This is a genomic window from Mycobacterium sp. NPDC006124 (assembly GCF_040614235.1).
In the GTDB taxonomy this organism is placed as follows: Bacteria; Actinomycetota; Actinomycetes; order Mycobacteriales; family Mycobacteriaceae; genus Mycobacterium.
Map to the genome: position 1 here is coordinate 73,957 of NZ_JBEXUA010000011.1, position 15,372 is coordinate 89,328.

General features: G+C 68.5%; 20 protein-coding genes. 2 read left to right on the top strand and 18 right to left on the bottom strand.

The genetic code is table 11. From position 1 onward, the window contains the following. Nucleotides 1-5 precede the first annotated feature (5 nt). On the bottom strand, nt 6-1,862 hold the full coding sequence (locus ABZ195_RS20995) for an AAA family ATPase (protein WP_355221164.1): 1,857 nt from the start codon (nt 1,860-1,862) through the stop codon (nt 6-8). 62 nt (nt 1,863-1,924) lie between these two features. After that, on the bottom strand, nt 1,925-2,683 hold the full coding sequence (locus ABZ195_RS21000; protein WP_355221166.1) for a hypothetical protein: 759 nt from the start codon (nt 2,681-2,683) through the stop codon (nt 1,925-1,927). 319 nt (nt 2,684-3,002) lie between these two features. Between ABZ195_RS21000 and ABZ195_RS21005 the strand changes: the two genes are divergently transcribed. Then, nucleotides 3,003-3,386 (top strand): hypothetical protein, encoded by a 384-nt coding sequence (locus tag ABZ195_RS21005; RefSeq protein ID WP_355221168.1) that lies wholly within the window; start codon nt 3,003-3,005, stop codon nt 3,384-3,386. Nucleotides 3,387-3,429: 43 nt separating this feature from the next. On the opposite strand, the gene ABZ195_RS21010 is transcribed toward ABZ195_RS21005, so the two are convergent. From ABZ195_RS21010 to ABZ195_RS21085, 16 genes are all read right to left on the bottom strand, one after another. After that, nucleotides 3,430-4,416 (bottom strand): hypothetical protein, encoded by a 987-nt coding sequence (locus tag ABZ195_RS21010; protein ID WP_355221170.1) that lies wholly within the window; start codon nt 4,414-4,416, stop codon nt 3,430-3,432. A 51-nt stretch (nt 4,417-4,467) separates the two neighbouring features. Then, nucleotides 4,468-4,653: a hypothetical protein gene (locus tag ABZ195_RS21015; protein WP_355221171.1), complete on the bottom strand. Its 186-nt coding sequence runs from the start codon at nt 4,651-4,653 to the stop codon at nt 4,468-4,470. A gap of 88 nt (nt 4,654-4,741) precedes the next feature. Next, nucleotides 4,742-6,907: an ADP-ribosyltransferase gene (locus ABZ195_RS21020; protein ID WP_355221173.1), complete on the bottom strand. Its 2,166-nt coding sequence runs from the start codon at nt 6,905-6,907 to the stop codon at nt 4,742-4,744. Between the two features lie 304 nt (nt 6,908-7,211). Then, nucleotides 7,212-7,550: a hypothetical protein gene (locus tag ABZ195_RS21025; protein ID WP_355221175.1), complete on the bottom strand. Its 339-nt coding sequence runs from the start codon at nt 7,548-7,550 to the stop codon at nt 7,212-7,214. Between the two features lie 20 nt (nt 7,551-7,570). Then, entirely contained in the window at nt 7,571-7,786 is a 216-nt protein-coding gene (locus tag ABZ195_RS21030) for a hypothetical protein (RefSeq protein WP_355221177.1), read from the bottom strand. A gap of 163 nt (nt 7,787-7,949) precedes the next feature. Beyond that, nucleotides 7,950-8,348, bottom strand: a complete 399-nt coding sequence (locus ABZ195_RS21035; protein WP_355221179.1) for a hypothetical protein — start codon at nt 8,346-8,348, stop codon at nt 7,950-7,952. Next, nucleotides 8,341-8,688, bottom strand: a complete 348-nt coding sequence (locus ABZ195_RS21040; protein WP_355221181.1) for a DUF4031 domain-containing protein — start codon at nt 8,686-8,688, stop codon at nt 8,341-8,343. The genes ABZ195_RS21035 and ABZ195_RS21040 overlap by 8 nt, the downstream gene beginning before the upstream one ends. Next, nucleotides 8,685-9,656, bottom strand: coding sequence for an alpha/beta hydrolase (locus ABZ195_RS21045; protein ID WP_355221182.1), 972 nt, complete (start codon nt 9,654-9,656; stop codon nt 8,685-8,687). The genes ABZ195_RS21040 and ABZ195_RS21045 overlap by 4 nt, the downstream gene beginning before the upstream one ends. A 13-nt stretch (nt 9,657-9,669) precedes the next feature. Beyond that, nucleotides 9,670-10,569, bottom strand: coding sequence for a hypothetical protein (locus ABZ195_RS21050; RefSeq protein ID WP_355221184.1), 900 nt, complete (start codon nt 10,567-10,569; stop codon nt 9,670-9,672). Between the two features lie 6 nt (nt 10,570-10,575). Then, nucleotides 10,576-10,956: a hypothetical protein gene (locus tag ABZ195_RS21055; RefSeq protein ID WP_355221186.1), complete on the bottom strand. Its 381-nt coding sequence runs from the start codon at nt 10,954-10,956 to the stop codon at nt 10,576-10,578. Further along, nucleotides 10,953-12,092 carry a phage Gp37/Gp68 family protein gene (locus ABZ195_RS21060; protein ID WP_355221188.1) on the bottom strand — a complete coding sequence of 380 codons (1,140 nt, stop codon included), beginning with the start codon at nt 12,090-12,092 and terminating at the stop codon, nt 10,953-10,955. Before ABZ195_RS21060 ends, ABZ195_RS21055 begins: the two co-directional genes overlap by 4 nt. Then, nucleotides 12,092-12,337, bottom strand: coding sequence for a hypothetical protein (locus ABZ195_RS21065; RefSeq protein WP_355221190.1), 246 nt, complete (start codon nt 12,335-12,337; stop codon nt 12,092-12,094). The genes ABZ195_RS21060 and ABZ195_RS21065 overlap by 1 nt, the downstream gene beginning before the upstream one ends. Continuing rightward, entirely contained in the window at nt 12,324-13,070 is a 747-nt protein-coding gene (locus ABZ195_RS21070; protein ID WP_355221192.1) for a hypothetical protein, read from the bottom strand. The genes ABZ195_RS21065 and ABZ195_RS21070 overlap by 14 nt, the downstream gene beginning before the upstream one ends. Continuing rightward, complete coding sequence (locus tag ABZ195_RS21075) at nt 13,063-13,596, bottom strand: hypothetical protein (protein ID WP_355221194.1); 534 nt, start codon at nt 13,594-13,596, stop codon at nt 13,063-13,065. Before ABZ195_RS21075 ends, ABZ195_RS21070 begins: the two co-directional genes overlap by 8 nt. Next, a complete protein-coding gene (locus ABZ195_RS21080) occupies nt 13,593-14,144 on the bottom strand; it encodes a hypothetical protein (RefSeq protein WP_355221196.1) in 552 nt (183 codons plus the stop codon). The genes ABZ195_RS21075 and ABZ195_RS21080 overlap by 4 nt, the downstream gene beginning before the upstream one ends. A gap of 288 nt (nt 14,145-14,432) precedes the next feature. After that, nucleotides 14,433-14,708 (bottom strand): hypothetical protein, encoded by a 276-nt coding sequence (locus ABZ195_RS21085; RefSeq protein WP_355221198.1) that lies wholly within the window; start codon nt 14,706-14,708, stop codon nt 14,433-14,435. Between the two features lie 284 nt (nt 14,709-14,992). On the opposite strand from ABZ195_RS21085, the gene ABZ195_RS21090 reads away from it, so the two are divergent. Then, nucleotides 14,993-15,367, top strand: a complete 375-nt coding sequence (locus tag ABZ195_RS21090; RefSeq protein WP_355221376.1) for a helix-turn-helix transcriptional regulator — start codon at nt 14,993-14,995, stop codon at nt 15,365-15,367. The last annotated feature ends 5 nt before the right edge of the window (nt 15,368-15,372 follow it).

Sequence of the window (15,372 nt, forward strand, 5' to 3'; positions counted from 1 at the left end):
TTCGACTATTCATGGAACGGAACTCCTTGCACGGAGCAGACTTCACGGAACGCCGAGGCGACGTCCTCGGCCTCGATCGTGACGAGCACTTCCTTGACCGACAGGTCGATGTCAAGACTCGACGACAGCCTGAAATCCCTGATCTCGGTGGCCTTTTCGGTCACGTTGCGCACGAAGCGCGCGTTGCCGGCCTTGTCGATGCCCGACACCCGGCGCGGGTTGCCGCCGGAGTCCACGTCGTCGACCTGCATCTGCGCGAGCTTCTGCAGGTTGGCCAACATCAGGTCCTGCGCCGCAGACGAGTACAGCGCCGATTCGGTGCTGGCCATCAGGTCGGCGATCTTCACCAGGTCTTCAGGGGTGTAGGAGTCGAAGTGGATGCGGGTGGTGAACCGCGACGCCAAACCCTCGTTCATGGTGAGGAACCGGTTGATGTCGGCCTCGTATCCGGCGATCACCGTCACCAGCTTCTTGTTCGGGTCCTCGGTCTTGCGTTCGTTCTCCAGCCGGGCCAGGAGCGTGTCGACGGCTTCCTGACCGTAGGCGTCGCCGTCGGAGTAGCCCTTCTGGTACAGCGAGTAGGCCTCGTCGATGAACAGCAGACCACCGAGGGCCTTGTCGATGACGGCGTTGGTCTTCTGCGCGGTCTTGCCCAGGTACTGATCCACCAGCTGGGGCCGCGAAGCCTCGATCACCTCGGGGCGGGCGATCACACCGAGCCCGAACAGCAGCTGCGCCAGGATGCGCGCCATCGTGGTCTTACCGGTGCCGGGAGGGCCGGTGAAGATGTAGGCGGCGCCGACGTCCTTCCTCGCGATGCCCATCTCGGCGCGTTTCTGGTCCATCATCGCCTTGGCTTCCAGCCGGCGGATCTGCTCCTTGACCCCGTGCATGCCGATCTGCTTGTCCAGCAGCGCCATTGCCTCCGCGCGCACTCCGTCGCGGCGCTTCTCGCGGGCCTCGACTTCCAGCGAGGCCGCCGAGCTGCCCGACTCGGGATCCCACACGTCGCTGCGGGTCGCCAACGAGGACGCGGTGACGATCTCGATGACCTTCTCCGGGTCCTCGATCGCCTGCTGCACCTCGGGCGTGTTGACCCAGGCCTGCAGTTCCCGGAACGCCGTCATCGCCTCCTCGCGCTGACCTTGGGCGCGCATCGCGTACCCGCGGCCCAGGCGCAGCCGGGCGTGGACGTCGTTGGGCAGTCCCGATGTGGACAGCCCACTTTCGGCGTAACGCTGGGCTTCGACGGGATTCCCGGTCCCGACCAGCGCCCAGACCTTCCACACCAGCATCCCGACGTTGAGGAAGTTCACGAACTCGGGGTTGGAGTCCTGCGAGCGCCACTTCTGCTTGCCCTCGAAGCTCAGCACGTCCGGCCAGCGTCTCGCCAGACCCAGCAACCCCAGTCGCACGTAGTCGAGCAGGTCCAGATCCAACGCGGACATGTTCGGCAGGCGGCTTTCACGCGTGATCACCTCGTCGGCCTTGGCCAGCTGCGGAGGCTGCCCCTCGGCCAGCGCCACCGCATAGGCCACGGCGACGTGCAGGCGGGTGTGGGTGGGCAACCTCAGCCCGAACGACCCCAGCGTCATCGACGTCTGCACGTTGAGGTCGGCGACGGTCATCCCGGCAGTCTTGAGGGCACCGCCGAGGTTGGCCACCGAGCGGTAGGCACCGGCGGTGACCCCAGCCGACGTGGACCCGGTGGCCAGCATGCCCAGCCACGCGTCACACATTCCGGGGTCGCGCTCGACGGCCTGACGGAAGGCCTCACGGGCCTCCTCGGTCTGACTATTGCGCAGGTACCTCAACCCCATCGTGAACACGTCGAGGGGTTTCAGCCCGACACCTGCCGTCATCGCTCACCAAACCTTCTCACCGCAGCGGATCACACATGCACCAGCACCCCTCTGGAGTGCGGTTATGCGACGATCCTAGCCGGGGCGGAGGGGGTTAACCGGTGCCGACCGTTGACGAAAATGCGGCCCCCGGCAACGCCGGTGTAGTGGGTGACCTTGGCTTCCTGAGCGCAGGATTCCATCAGCGGGCAGCCCTTGCACAGCATCTCCGCCTCCGCGCAGGCGATCCGGCATTGCGCCTTGGTGGCCCCGGCGGCGAAGACGTGCTCGGCGCGGTCCTCCCACTCCATGACCACCGAAATGTTCTTCTTGCAGTTCGGCACGTTCGCCGCGGGCGCTGGCGTCCCCGGCCGTACGGCACGATTACGGCCCAGCGCGGCAGCCAGGCGGGCAGCGGCCCCGGCGTGCACCGAGGCCGGCGGGGCGGCGGCCGCCGGCCGGCGAGGCGGCGCTGCCACGGCGGCCGCCGGCGACGCCGCGGTCGCAACGGAGACGACGCGTTTGCGTTGCGCGCGTTCGGATGTGGCCTTCTCGACCAGGGCGGTGACGTCGACGCCGTTAGGTCCGGCACCCGGCATGGGCACCTCACCCAGGACGGCGGGGTCGATGTCGGTGGCGGCTATGAAGGAGGCCAGCACGCTCGGCGGTGACGCCAGGACCGCGGCGGCGGTCTCGGTCAGGCCGATCCGTTCGAGGTGATCGACGACCTTACGACGGGCCAGACGGCCCTGTCGGCGGTTGCCGTTGGCTCGGGCGGCGGCGGGATAGCTCGTGCAACTGGGGCAGCGGCGACGTTGGCCGTTCTTCAGCGAGCGGCACATCAGAAGGCCCCGGCAATCGCTCGGGACGGAATACGACGAATCATGGTTTCCCTTCCGGTGAAGGTGTCTTTGGCACGGCCAGACTAACCCAAATCCGGAAAGTTCACCACCCGTGGTAAGTTTTGATTCGCCTCGACTACCGCCGACCACACCCATATGGGCCTGTCAGACCAGCTAGTAAGCCTGTTTGCGCACTTTCACGCAATCCACGTGCGCCATGGCGGGAAGTGCATGTATCGCTCGGCGCGCCACACCCACTGCCGCCTCGCCGGCAGGCAGGATCGAGCTAACGCCGACCCAACGCGCAAAGGAGACCGCGATGACCGACGAGCCCCGCAGCGCACCCACCTCTGACGGCGACATCCCGTCTTCTGCCGGCGAGAGCACCGGCCTCCTCGAACAGCTCGCGGTCAGCTCACTGTTGGCCGAGGCCGAGGACCTCACCCGCGGCGTGCGCTACCTCTCGGTCGCCACCGGCGACCCCGAGACCGACGACGAGCTGGCCCGGATCAACGCGCTGACCGCCGCAGCGTGGACGGCAGCGCCGGACGCCGAAACGACGTCCATCCGCGGCGGCAGCGACTACCTGACCATCCGCGTGGAAGGGCCCGCCGCCGACTCCTTCATCGAGGTCCTCGCCACCCTCGCTGAGCGCCTCGACCCCGGCTTCTGGCGCATCAATCGCTCCCCACACGCGTTCTGACCAGCGACGACGACACGTCCCCCCCGAAGTCCCGGCCGCATCGCTACGGCGTCTCGGCCCAGCGGTCGTACCCGCTGCGCAACCTCCCGCGGTCTTGTCGCTTGAGCGCGATCGCAAGCCGCACGTACGGGCTCGTGTAATCGAGGTTGTCGTTGGTCTGAACGGTGAAGCAGACAGCCAGGGAATCGCCTGGCGTGTGCAGATACTCGCGAAACGCCCACCGCGACGGATACGCCCGACACAACACCTCGCCGTAGTACCAGCTGGCTGTTTCGCTGAACTCAGCGTTGACCGGATCCTCGAACGCATCGACGGTCGGCGTGAGGCGAAAAACCAACTCCGACAGGGCCTCCACCGTCTCGGAGCTGAAATCCCACGGACCCGGATACGAGGCGGCCCAATGCGGGAAGTGCTCTCGGCGCCGCACGAGCCATTCGTCGAGCACCGGCGAAGGCGGCAAGATCACCATGCCGCCGGCACTTAGAGTCGGTTCGGTCACCACGGTCCACTCCGGCTGGGCGGCCGCATGCGCGCTGATCGCCTCCGACCAGTCGGCGAACGCGCGTACCAGCGCCCCCGGATCGTCGCCGCGCGAGGCCATCTGTTCCATCACCAGATGAAGCGGGGACACTGGATCCAGTCCGAGGGCCGGGTCGGCACACACCACGGGGGCACCCCGCGCCGAGATCTCCTCGAACCGCCACCGGTACTGCCTCACGCGGGCCCACACGTCCGGATCCGTCGGCCCCATCCGCGGTGCGTCGTCGAGGGTGTCCTCCCACACCCAGTGGCCGCGGCTGAGCCGGATGAAGCACTCACCGGCATAGGCCACCGCACCCTGCAGAAGTGGCTGCAACGAGTCGTCGAGCAGGGCGAGAGGGCCGCTGACCCGCTCCGCCAGCCCAGTCGTCAACGCCGTCAGCGACGCCGCGGTGTAGTCCAGCGTCAGCGCCCCGGCGAAGTCCAGCTGCGCCATGAACTCGATCGCCAGATCCAGCCGGTTGAGCCACTCGTCGGCTACGCCAGCCATCGCTGCTCCTCGCACGGTCGGTCTCGGTCCTGACATCCCACGACGGGTTCGCTAGTCGTCCGAGGCGCGCACCGGCTCGCCGTTGAGCAGGTCGTAGGCCGTCGACCTGATCACCACGACCTCGAGTTCGTCCAGATCGGCCATTCGGCCGATCGAGTCGGCGACCGCCTCCGGAGTCATTCCCTCGTCCAGCCGCTGCTGGATCTCGTCGATCTGCGCTCTGGTCAACGCTGCCATGACCGCCCCTTTCCGTACCCACACCACTGTGGGGACATGCTATTAGCCCAGCTCAGCCATAACGCCACAGTCAACTTGTCACCCACCATCAGCTTGCCTTCTTCCAGCCGCCGCCGGCGTGCGAGTCCTCGGCCTCGGCCACCAGGTCCTCACCGACCAGATACACCGTCGGCTTGCCGGCGATGCCGTTGTGCTCGACGTGCACGCATCGCAGATGCGACCCCATCGGCAGGATCACCTCGTCCTCACCGGAGAAGTTCGAGATGCTCTTGACCGGCAGCCCTTCACGGGTGCGCACCACCATGTAGTACGGGGGATGCCCGGCGAACGCCGACGCCGTGGACTGCTTGGTCGTCGTACTGGTCACCTTCCCGACCTCCATGCGCGCCCCCACGCTGAACACCGCGTCGATGTACTCCCCCGGCGTCCCCTTCCACCCACTGGGCACTCGGGTGCCGCGCACCACCGTCATCGGGTCCATGTTCGGGTTGTTCTCACGGAACTTGTCGAACGCCGACTCGATACCCGAGACCACCGTCTTGATCGACCCCGACGGCTTGGCGCCATCACGTCCGCAGATGGCGGCGTTGATCGCGGTGTAGCTACCCCCGGTATAGGTCGTCAACGCGGAACGCTCCTTGCCGTCGAGAGCCTTCTGCACGAACGCCGAGTTCACCGACGTCAGATCACTGATGCTCGACGTCTTCACACCCGGACCGCTCGTCGAGAAGCCCCAGGCCTTCAGGTTGCCGGCGCGCTGGGAAATCACCGCGTAATCGTCAGCGGTCTCCTTACCCCACGCCCGGATACCACTGCGCCACAACGACTTGTGCTTCTCCTCGCCAAGACTGTCCGGCGGGATCTTGTGCTCGAAGTGCGGGATGACCCCGCCACCACGAGTGGGTGTGCCCAGAGCGCGGCGATGGGCGGCGGCGTAGGCCTCGGCCGCGGCGGCGGCACCCTTGCCGGCGGCCAGCGCCTCGGCGCGCGCGGCCTCGCCGGCGGCTACGGCCGCCTTCTCGCGCATCAGCTTCTTGTGCCGCTTGGTCGCGTCGTAGATGTCAGCGCGCACCGGGCCGGCGCCCACGGCGTCGACGAGCTTGTCGCGGGCCTCGCCCATCTTGTCGTCGAGGAATCCCTGATGCTGATCGGTGTTCCAATGATGCTCTGCGGCTTGACCCGCCAGCTGCATCAGCACTTGAGACTTGATGTGATGGGCCTGGGCTTCGGTGTCGCTGGCCCCCTCGTGCAACGGCGGCAGCTCGTCGAGCATCGGGATGCGGCTGGCCTTGTTCAGCGCGGCGGACTTCCCTCCGGCCGCGGCGACCCCGTGATACACCCCGTCGCGCTTCTGCAGGATCAGGAAGTCGCCGGAACCGCGGCGGTGGATCGCGGTGCCACCGTCGAGCAGCCGGCCCTCGACTTCCACCGCCCCCGAGCCGGTCTCCATGAGGAACTTGCCCGGCGTGTACACCGAGGTGTCGCGCACCGCGCCTGCGATCAGCGCGGGCTGCGGCCCGGCGTCCAGCGCCCCGGCCGCCTCGGCGGCCACCGACCGGTTCAGCGACCGGGCCAGCGCCTCGACCTCCTCGCTGCCGAGGTTGGCGCAGTAGGCATCTCGCTCCTCATCGGGCAACGTGGTGGCCACCCCGTACCTGGCGGCCACCACGTCATCGGCAGCTGCCGGGACCGCGAGCTTGGCCTGCTCGTAAGCCTCCTTCGCCGCGTCGATCTCCTGTCCGGCCTCGGCAAGCTCGGCGAGCTGCTCCATCGACAGGTCGTCACCCTCAGCCGAACCCATCTCCTTGGCGAGCTTGCGACGACGGGCCTGGGCGCGCTGCACGGCCTTGCGCGCGTCGTCGACGGACTTCTCGGCCGCGGCCAACGCCTCCTGCGCGTCCTCCAGGACCTGCTCCTCCGGCGAGATCTGCGGCCCGGCCAGCGCCGCCTGCTCGGCTTTCGCCGCGGCGATCAACAACCCGGCCGACGGCGGATTGGCGTGCGCACTGGGCATCGGGGTGTCACCCAGCACCGACTCCTCGATGCCCATCGCCTTCATGAACTCCGGCAGCACGCTCGGCGGCGCGGCCAGGATCGCCTTCGCAGTGTCCACCAGGCCCTGCTCGGTGAGGTGGTCGACGACCTTCTTGCGGGCCAGCCGGCCCAGACGGCGATTTCCGTTGGCCTTGGCCGCGGCGCCGTAGCTTCCGCAGCCGGGGCAGCGCCGCCCACCATGCTTCGTCGATCGGCACACCGCGCGCCTCCTTCAGGTGTCTTTGGCAGGTACACCCAGGAAGTACCGACGCGCGGCGCCGTTTCCGTCGCAGTAGGGACGAATTGCCGTCGGCAATCGTGTAAGCAGCGGCGATAGCAGGTCCCCGGCGGGCGGCGGCTGTAAGAGCGGCTACTTCGAACCGCCGCGGCGGGGTCGGCCGCGGGTTGCTCTCCACTCCGGCAGCGCGTTCCGACATCTCGAACCACCTCGTCCAAGCCGGAGACCAATCATCACCAGCCACACGCTGGGCCGATGACACGTCCCCGCACGGGCCGGGCGGGTTTCAGTCGAGCAGCGTCACGTAGTCGTGCGCACCGAACTCGAACCAATGCTCCTGCCCGAAGTCGTCGACCAGGACGAGCTTGGTCGGGCCGGCCACCGAGGATGCCTGCCCGTCGACCCCCAGGCCCACGGCCGCGCCGGCCACTAGGCCGCGGATGGAGCCGATCGTGCCGTCGAAGTTCGCGCGACGGCCGCCGTAGGTCGTGATGTCGGCGAGCTCGCGTACGAGCACGCGGGCCCCGGTGAATGCCCCCGTGCCGGTCGGCACCCCCGTGCCGACGGCTCCAGCCCCTCCGGCGCGCGCGTACGGCCAGCCCGTGCGGGTGTCGTCGTTGCTCACGCTCGTTCAGCCCCTCTTCGTCAGTGCCAGGTCTTCAGCGCGTCGAGGACAGCCCAGCCACCGCCGGCCCCCGTACTACCCGCCGCAGCCAATACTGCCGCAGTCCAGATCATGCGGCGGACCCGACGCAGCAGCCGCAGCAGCGACATCGCCACGAGCACCCCGACGGCGCCGAGCGCCACCATCAGGACGGGGCTGATCTGCGTGGCATCACCGAACAGAGAGTCGAACGACATGGTTTTCCTCATTCCCGAGTCGAGATGCGTTGTGAGGTCGTGGCTTTGCGTCGCCACGCGTGGCGGGGCCGCGTCGGTGCGTCCCACCAAGCACCACGGCATCGAGGTCGTCTCCCCCGGCGCCAATTGAAACGACCGGCCACCGTATCGCGGGGACGTGCCGTCACCGCTGGTCACTGAGTTCAACGACGTGCCAACGTGTTCCGGGAGTCGCGGCGACGACATCGCGGGGGAACTCACGGGGTCCCCGCACCGGCGACAGCGGCCGACACCCCCGGCCCCGTCCGCCGCGCCGGCACAGGAAACCACCGGTGACCTCACCGTCGAACGGGCGGGTGAAGTAGTGCACGCCGACCCCGGTCAGCCGCGACAACGCCTGCAGCTGCTCCCAACTCGGATACAGCTGCGCGGCCTCCCACTGGTCGACCGCAGGCTCCTCCACTCCGCACGCGCGGTCCACCTCGGGCCCGTAGAGCCCGCGGCGGTCCAGAGCGGCAGTGATCGCCCGCGGCGAGAGCAGACCCTCGCGCCACGCCTCGAACGCCTCGCCCCCGTCACGCATCGCGACTCCCGGTGTGCACGGCGTCCTGGGCGGCCTGGTGTCGGGCGTTGATGATGGCCACCGCCTCACGGCTGCTCACCTCGACCGCACCCAGGGCCACCGCCTGCCGCCGCTTTCCCTCGGTCACGTCGTAGTGCCAGTTTTGCGCGGCACGGCTCCCCGGCTTCGCCCTAAACGGCTTGCCGGTCTTGGTGGGGTCTTGAAACCAGCTGCGCCGCAACCCCAAACGTACGGCGAAGTCGTGCAGCTCCTCTGGAGAGTCGGCGAACAGGTGCGACCAGATGCTACTCAAGCGGCCCACGCGGGCCGGGATCCGCGCATCGTCGACGTAGACCGTCATGACGCCACCCCTGCCAGCACCGGCACGGCCGCGGACTCGGGGGCAAGCACCTCTGCGCTCGGGCGCAGCGCACCGTCGAGGCCCGACGCACGTCGAATGGCTTGGTGCACAACTGCTGCTGCTTCTTGCGGCAGCATGTGCCCGGCCCCCGGCACGTGCACGTGCTCGGCGCCGGGAATCCCCGCAGCCAGGTCACGGGAGTGGATCTCGGGGGTCAGCGGATCATCCCCACCGGATACCACGACGGTGCGAGCCCGGATCGTGGCCAACGTCGGGTACTGGTCGTAGTCCCGCAACGCCGGCAGGAAACCCACTGCGGTCGCCACCGACACCGCAGCCAGCGCGTCGGCGGCCACCGCGGCCACCGTCGCCGCCGACGCCGCACCGCGCCTCCACCGGCCCAACGTCGCGCACAGCGGCCCGGTCAGCGCCTTGACCGCCTGCTCGGGGGCCCTGTCGACCACCCCGAACAACGCCGCGGTCGCCGGCGTCCCCAACAGCCGCCCCATGCCCCTCTGCCGCAGCCTGCCGGCCGCGGTGGCCAACAACACCAGACCGGCCGGGTCCACAGGCCGTCGGCACGCCGGCAAGCCGAGGTAGCCCAGCGTGGTCATCCCGCCCATGGAGTGGCCGACCAACGTCACCGGTCCCTCGACCTGCATCGCCGCCAACACCTGCGCGAGGTCCTCGGCGAGGCGCTCGATGCGATAGGTGCACATCGGCGCCTGACCGGACCGGCCGTGGCCCCGGTGGTCGTAACTGATCACCCGCACCGCGTCCCCGAACCGATCCACCAGAGCGTCGACCTGACGTGCCCAGCACAGCTGAGACAGGCACAGCCCGTGCACGAACACCACGGTGTGCCCGGCCCCGCGCCGGCCGACGTCGCGCACCGACAGCCGCACACCGTCATCCATGGCCACCAGGACCTCGCGGCACCGCCGCGCACTCGCCATGTCCGTATTCACGACCCATCGCCTCCTACGCCGACGCCCTGACATCCTCTGCACTGCAATGGCTTTCCGAACGTTCCCCCGCGGCCTGCACGGCGGCTAACGCACCGGCGAGGTCATCGACGGCCTTCTGCGCCGAGGTGAGCGGGTTGGCGAACCCCTCGGTGATCCGATGGGCAACGCGAGCCAGGCTTCCGTGCGCAGCCACCATGGCCGCGACCTCGCGCAGCGCCTGCAGCCCGATCGCGCCGTGCCGCGGCGGCCCGTCCGCCGAGGTGAAGTCGATGGGCGCCCCCAGCGCCTCACGCACCAAATCCAACTGCCGCTCCAGCTCGGTGGCATCGGGCAGCTCGGCGATGCGCCGCGCCACCCGCGCGTCGGCTTCCTCGCGCGCTTTCCGCTGCTCGACCTCACGCGCGGCCTTCTGCTCGGCGTCCACCGCTTCGGCCCGCAGCGTGTCGTACCGGGCGAACACCGACCGCACCGCGTCCCAGTCCGGGTGGTGATCGGTCTTGACCGTCGCCGGCTGGTGGATCGCCATCCGGGTCACCGACCGCCCCGGCGACATCAACCCCCAGCCCTCGGGCAGTTCCCCGGCACGCACGATGTCCGGGTCGGAAACCACCAGCCACCACTGATGGCACTGGTCGGCCCACGCGGCGGCCTTACCGGTCTTACGGCCCAGCTCGGCGATCCAGTCAGACCGCGACACCTTGATCTCGTGACCGACGAGCTGCCGGCCGCTGGTGGTGGTGAACCCGACGTAGATGGCATCGCAGCGGCGCCCCGCACCGTAGCCGCCGTTCATCCCGACCTCGGGAACGAAGATCCCGCCGGGAAGCCGCCGCGACGGCTCGATGTAGTGGCGCCGCAGTCGGCCCAGCAGCTCACCGGCCGTCATCGTGGAGCTAGCGCGCTTGCCCGCCATCGTCGTCTACCTCACGTCGGTCACGTCGATCGGAAGCCAGTTGCGCATCGACACGAGCCATCGCTCGTCGCGGACCAGCTCTGCAAGTTCCTGGCATTGCTCGTCGGTGTCCACGCCCCAGCTCTGCCCGATGACGTTGACCGGCCCACGCACCCCCGACCGCCAATCCAGCACCGTGTACTCCAGTGCACCGCTCCGCCGAAACGGCGCCTGCCGGGTGAGCACGACGACCGCTTCACCGGCCACCCCACGCACCGACCACCATTGCCGCTCCCGGCCCAGCCTGACCCGCTGCCCGACGGCCATCGCCACCGCCGGCATCGGCTCGACCTGGTAGTACAACCCCTGCGCGCTGCGTTCGGCGTTGGTGATGGTGTCGGTCGTCATGACGGTCCTCCGTGACTGTGTGCGAGTGCTTTCACTGGGCTAGTACCGGCCTGCTGCACCGTTTCCGTCACCGTCGCCGGGTACTGATCCCAGGTCCGCCCGTCCAGGTCGCGGCCGGCGCGCCGCTTGCCGACCCGTACCGCGATGGTGTCGCGGTCGAGCATCACGGTGTTGGTGGTGCGCTCTCCGGGCTCCAGCAGCCGCGTGCGCGCGCCGCGCATGCCGGACGCACCCGGCGCGGGCACGCGCACCGTCGGGGACATCCGCCCGCCGGCGGGATGGTCGTAGGCCCGGCCGAAAGCGAAGGCGTCGTCGTCGACGACCGGGACCGGCCGGTATTCGCCGTACTGCTTGAAGTGGAACGCGACGTCGGCCTGCAGGCATTGATCGCGCACACCGCGGGCCCAATCCGGATGCAGGGGATGCGCTTTGGGCCCGGATTCGCCACCGGCGATGACCCAGTGCAGGACCTCGCGCACCTGCAGGCGCCGCCCATCCCAGGCCGGATGATCCTGCGGCGGATTCCATTTGCGGAACGCCTCGCGCAGGTCGACGTATTCGAGTAGAGGTTCCATCGACAGGTATCGCACGGCTGCCGGGGTGTCCAGCAGGGCCGGGATGCGCCGGTTGGCCCAGTACTGGCTCTCGACGCTCACACCGAGCCACACGTTCGGCAGAAACCCTTGCCGCTGCCCGTGATTGGGCCAGTACTGCTGCCGCGACGGGCGCCGAGCCATCACGTCCTCTCCGAACACCGTCACGGTGGACCAGAACTTCGGACTTCTCAGCAGGGACCGCATCCTGGCGTGCCGCTTGGTCAGCACCTGGAAGGTGTGCGTGGCGCAGCTCTGCATCACGGCGAACACCTCGGCGATGTACTCATCGGGCACGTCGTCGTGGAACAGGTCTCCGGTGGAGCAGACGAACACCTTGCGCGGCGCCCGCCACCGCATCGGCTGGTCGAGCCGATCTGGCCACAAGGTGACCTCGAATCCGTTGGGCCAGGCCGTGGTTCCCGCGAATCGGCGAGCATGCGCGGCGGCGTAGCAGTTGTCGCAACCAGGCGAGATGGGCGTACACCCGGTGACGACGGGCCACGTCGAGTCGGTCCATTCGATCTTGCTTCGAGCACCCATCAGCGCACTCCCTCGACCCTCGACACCAACGGGTAGGCCGGGATGCATCCGCGACCGGCGGCGTGAAAGTGCGCGTCCGTCACGGCCAGTTTCGGCAGCAGCCACCGCACCGGACCCCGCCAACCGCAGCTGCACTGGGCCTGACGCCGGCGGTACCCGATGAACGCCAGCACACCCACCACACCGGCCGTGTCGACGCCTCCGGCGTCGAACTCCAGTGCGGGCTCGAAGTCAACGTCGCTCATCGAGTCCTCCTGCTGTGACACTGATTCCGTGGTGGGTGGCGACCGCTGTGAGTACTGAGCACGGCGCGGCCACCACGCACTCACACGAGCCGATCCCACCTTCGTGCTCTCCGGCCCACGCCCCCGCGATGAAAGTGCACGACCAGCAGGTCACGGCGGACTCCGGGCACACCATGACCCCCGGACCGTGCGCCTCCTCAGTGCCGCCGTCCCAGCACCGTTCACAGATGACCGTGATCGGCCGGTGCCGGCAGATGTGGGCCAGCAGATCCGACAGGAACCCCGGCTCCGGATCCGGGAGCTGCTCCTGATACCTCGCCAGGACCGCGGACAGAACCTTGGGCAGTAGATCGGGGTCGTGCCCGCCGATGATGATCAGAGCCCGGTCGGTGGGATCGGCGCGGTAGTAGTCGATCTCCTGACCCGTGCTGCCCAGATGCAGGGCCACGATCCACCCGCACCGCTCGCACCGCCGCGAATTCAGCTGCGGGTTCCCGTACTCGAACCGTCCCCACTTGCGTGCCAGCGTCACCCGCTCCCCGCACACGCCGAACACCTCGACATCGCGCGCGATACGCCCGGTGCGCCCCCCGGCGTCGATCGCCGGAAGCGCCTCCAACAGATCCACGGCGTGGCGGCGATCGCGCCCCGGCCCGACGCCGAACCTGTCAGCCAACGACATCTCCGTGGAACCGGCCACCGTCTCCCCTTCCGCACCGCGTTGCTTACTCATCGAAACCCCCTACAAACGCGCATGTTTCGGCCTGGGCGTGCACAGCCCGCACGCCGATCACGTGGCGGTAACCCTCGCCGTACCAGCCGCACCGGCACAGCACAGACCGATGCCGTGGACAGCCCGCGTGATACCGGGCTACCGCCGCGCGCAGCGACGGGTGGGCAGGTTCGGCCAGCGCGAGGCTGCCCGTCGCGGCGGGGTGACCGTTCCACCTGTGCACCACCGCGTGACCGAGATCGGCCAGCAGCGCGGTGAACGCGTCGAGCTCGTCGACCGCCAGCGGATTGCGCGGACCCCGCGCACCCGGATCACTGCGGTAGTCGACCTTGGTGACCTCAACGACGATCACGACGCGACCACCCCAGCCCACGGGGATGAACCGCACACTCCGGTTGCCGTGCGAGGCGAGGCCGTCCCCGTGATGCTGCAGGATCGCCGCCTCGGGCTGCTCGGTCTCGTACAGCCAGGCCAGACCGCTGCACAGCGCGTCGCGGTGCGTCTCGAACTCCACACCGACACTCACTGAGCCACCTCGCAGCGCTGCACCACGTCCGGCGGAGGCACCCACAGCCCCTGCGCCCCGCGGCATGCGATGGGTTCCGGCAGCGGGCGGGCGTTCTCGAGAACCAGGTGCGCGACGCGGCGGCGTTCCCGCCCACCGTGCTCGGTGTAGGACGACTCCCCCCACGGCTTGCAGCACCCCATGTCGGGGTGGACGTCAACGAGGTCGACGACGCCGACGAAAGCTCCCGCCGCTACCCCAGCGACCTGCTCCGCCGCGGCGGCCGCGAACAGCCACTTGGGCAGCGCTCCGTGCTGGGTGACGTTGTTGCCGGGATGCTGACGCGCCCACTGCGTGCGGACCAGTTCCGACCGGCCGCCACGCTCAGACCAGCGCGCGCCGGCGTGGATCAGCAGTGGGCCGCGATGGGTCCACAGATGGGTTCGGTTCTCGACGTTCTTGGCTGCCGACACGATGGCCCAGGCCCACGGTTGCTGCACCGTGATGGCCCGGACGGCGGTCTGCGCCACGTTGGGTGAGTATGCGTTGGGGCTGCTGCGGTTGCGCATCGGCGGCACCTCCTTGGATGCCGCAAATCGTAACAACGCGATGGGACACTTTTAGGGGGCGCAGCCTGGTCTTTTTATCCGATACGCGGCGCGCTTTCCCATCAGTGGGCATCTATCCGACCGTGGCGGTGTGCCTACCAGCAGCGATGTCACGTCCCCCAGCCACGCCGCGTCGCGCCAGTCGAGGCCGGCGATCTCACTCCGCGTCGAGGCTGTCCAACGCGTTGCAGAGGACCATCAGTACCGGCGGCACCATCGGCCGCTGATCGCAATGAGCGGTGGAGGTCCTTACTGCCCGGCGGCGACGCCGTGAAGGCGTTCCTTGGCCGCGTCGGCGCTCTTGCTGTCCCGCAGGATGAGCCGGATCAGCTCCTGGCGCGCGGTCGGGTTGAACGGATCGTCGTGCAGCTCGTCGCAGGCGATCTTGAGTTCGCGGGAGTATCCGCGCACGAGGGCGATGTCGGAGTCCGCGGTGGGCAGTTGCACGACGCGCGTGGCGGTGGGCTTGTCGCGGGAGGATCCGAGCGCCGTCAAGGACGTGATGCGGGGCGACTTACTGGCCATGTCGCATTCATACCAATACTTCCGTATTGCTGCAACGTGTACTCACGTAAACGGACCGCCCTGAAGCGGGCCATTTGGAGCCTCTTGGACCACCTGCAGCGCAGCGCCATCCTCACCACGAAAACCCTCCGACCGGCACTAAAGCGGCCAGACTGACTCTGTAGTAACATCAGTACACGTCCAGGGTCGACATATGGAACGAGAGTATATTGACTGACGTAACGGCGTCCGCGAACGCTGAACCGTCCGAATTGGCGATCAAGCTCAACAAGCTCTTTGACACGATGCGCAAGCCGTCCGACCCTCCCCTGTCCAACGCCGCGGCCGCCGAGGCCATCACCACCAAAACCGGCGTCTCCATCAGCGCCGCCTACCTGTGGCAACTGCGCAGCGGAATGAAGACCAACCCCACCGTCACTCATCTGCGCGCGATCGCGCAGTTCTTCGGAGTGGCCCCCTCCTACCTCGTCGACCCAGGCATCGACCCCGAGATCGACGCCCAGCTCAACCTGCTCCAAGCCATGCGCGACGCCGGCGTCCGCGACCTCGCCATGCGCGCCTCCGGACTCACCCCACAGGCCCTCAACAGCCTGCGGGCTATGGTCGATCACGCGCGGCAGTTGGAGCAGCTGCCGCCCGTGAACACTCCGGGGGAATAGCCACG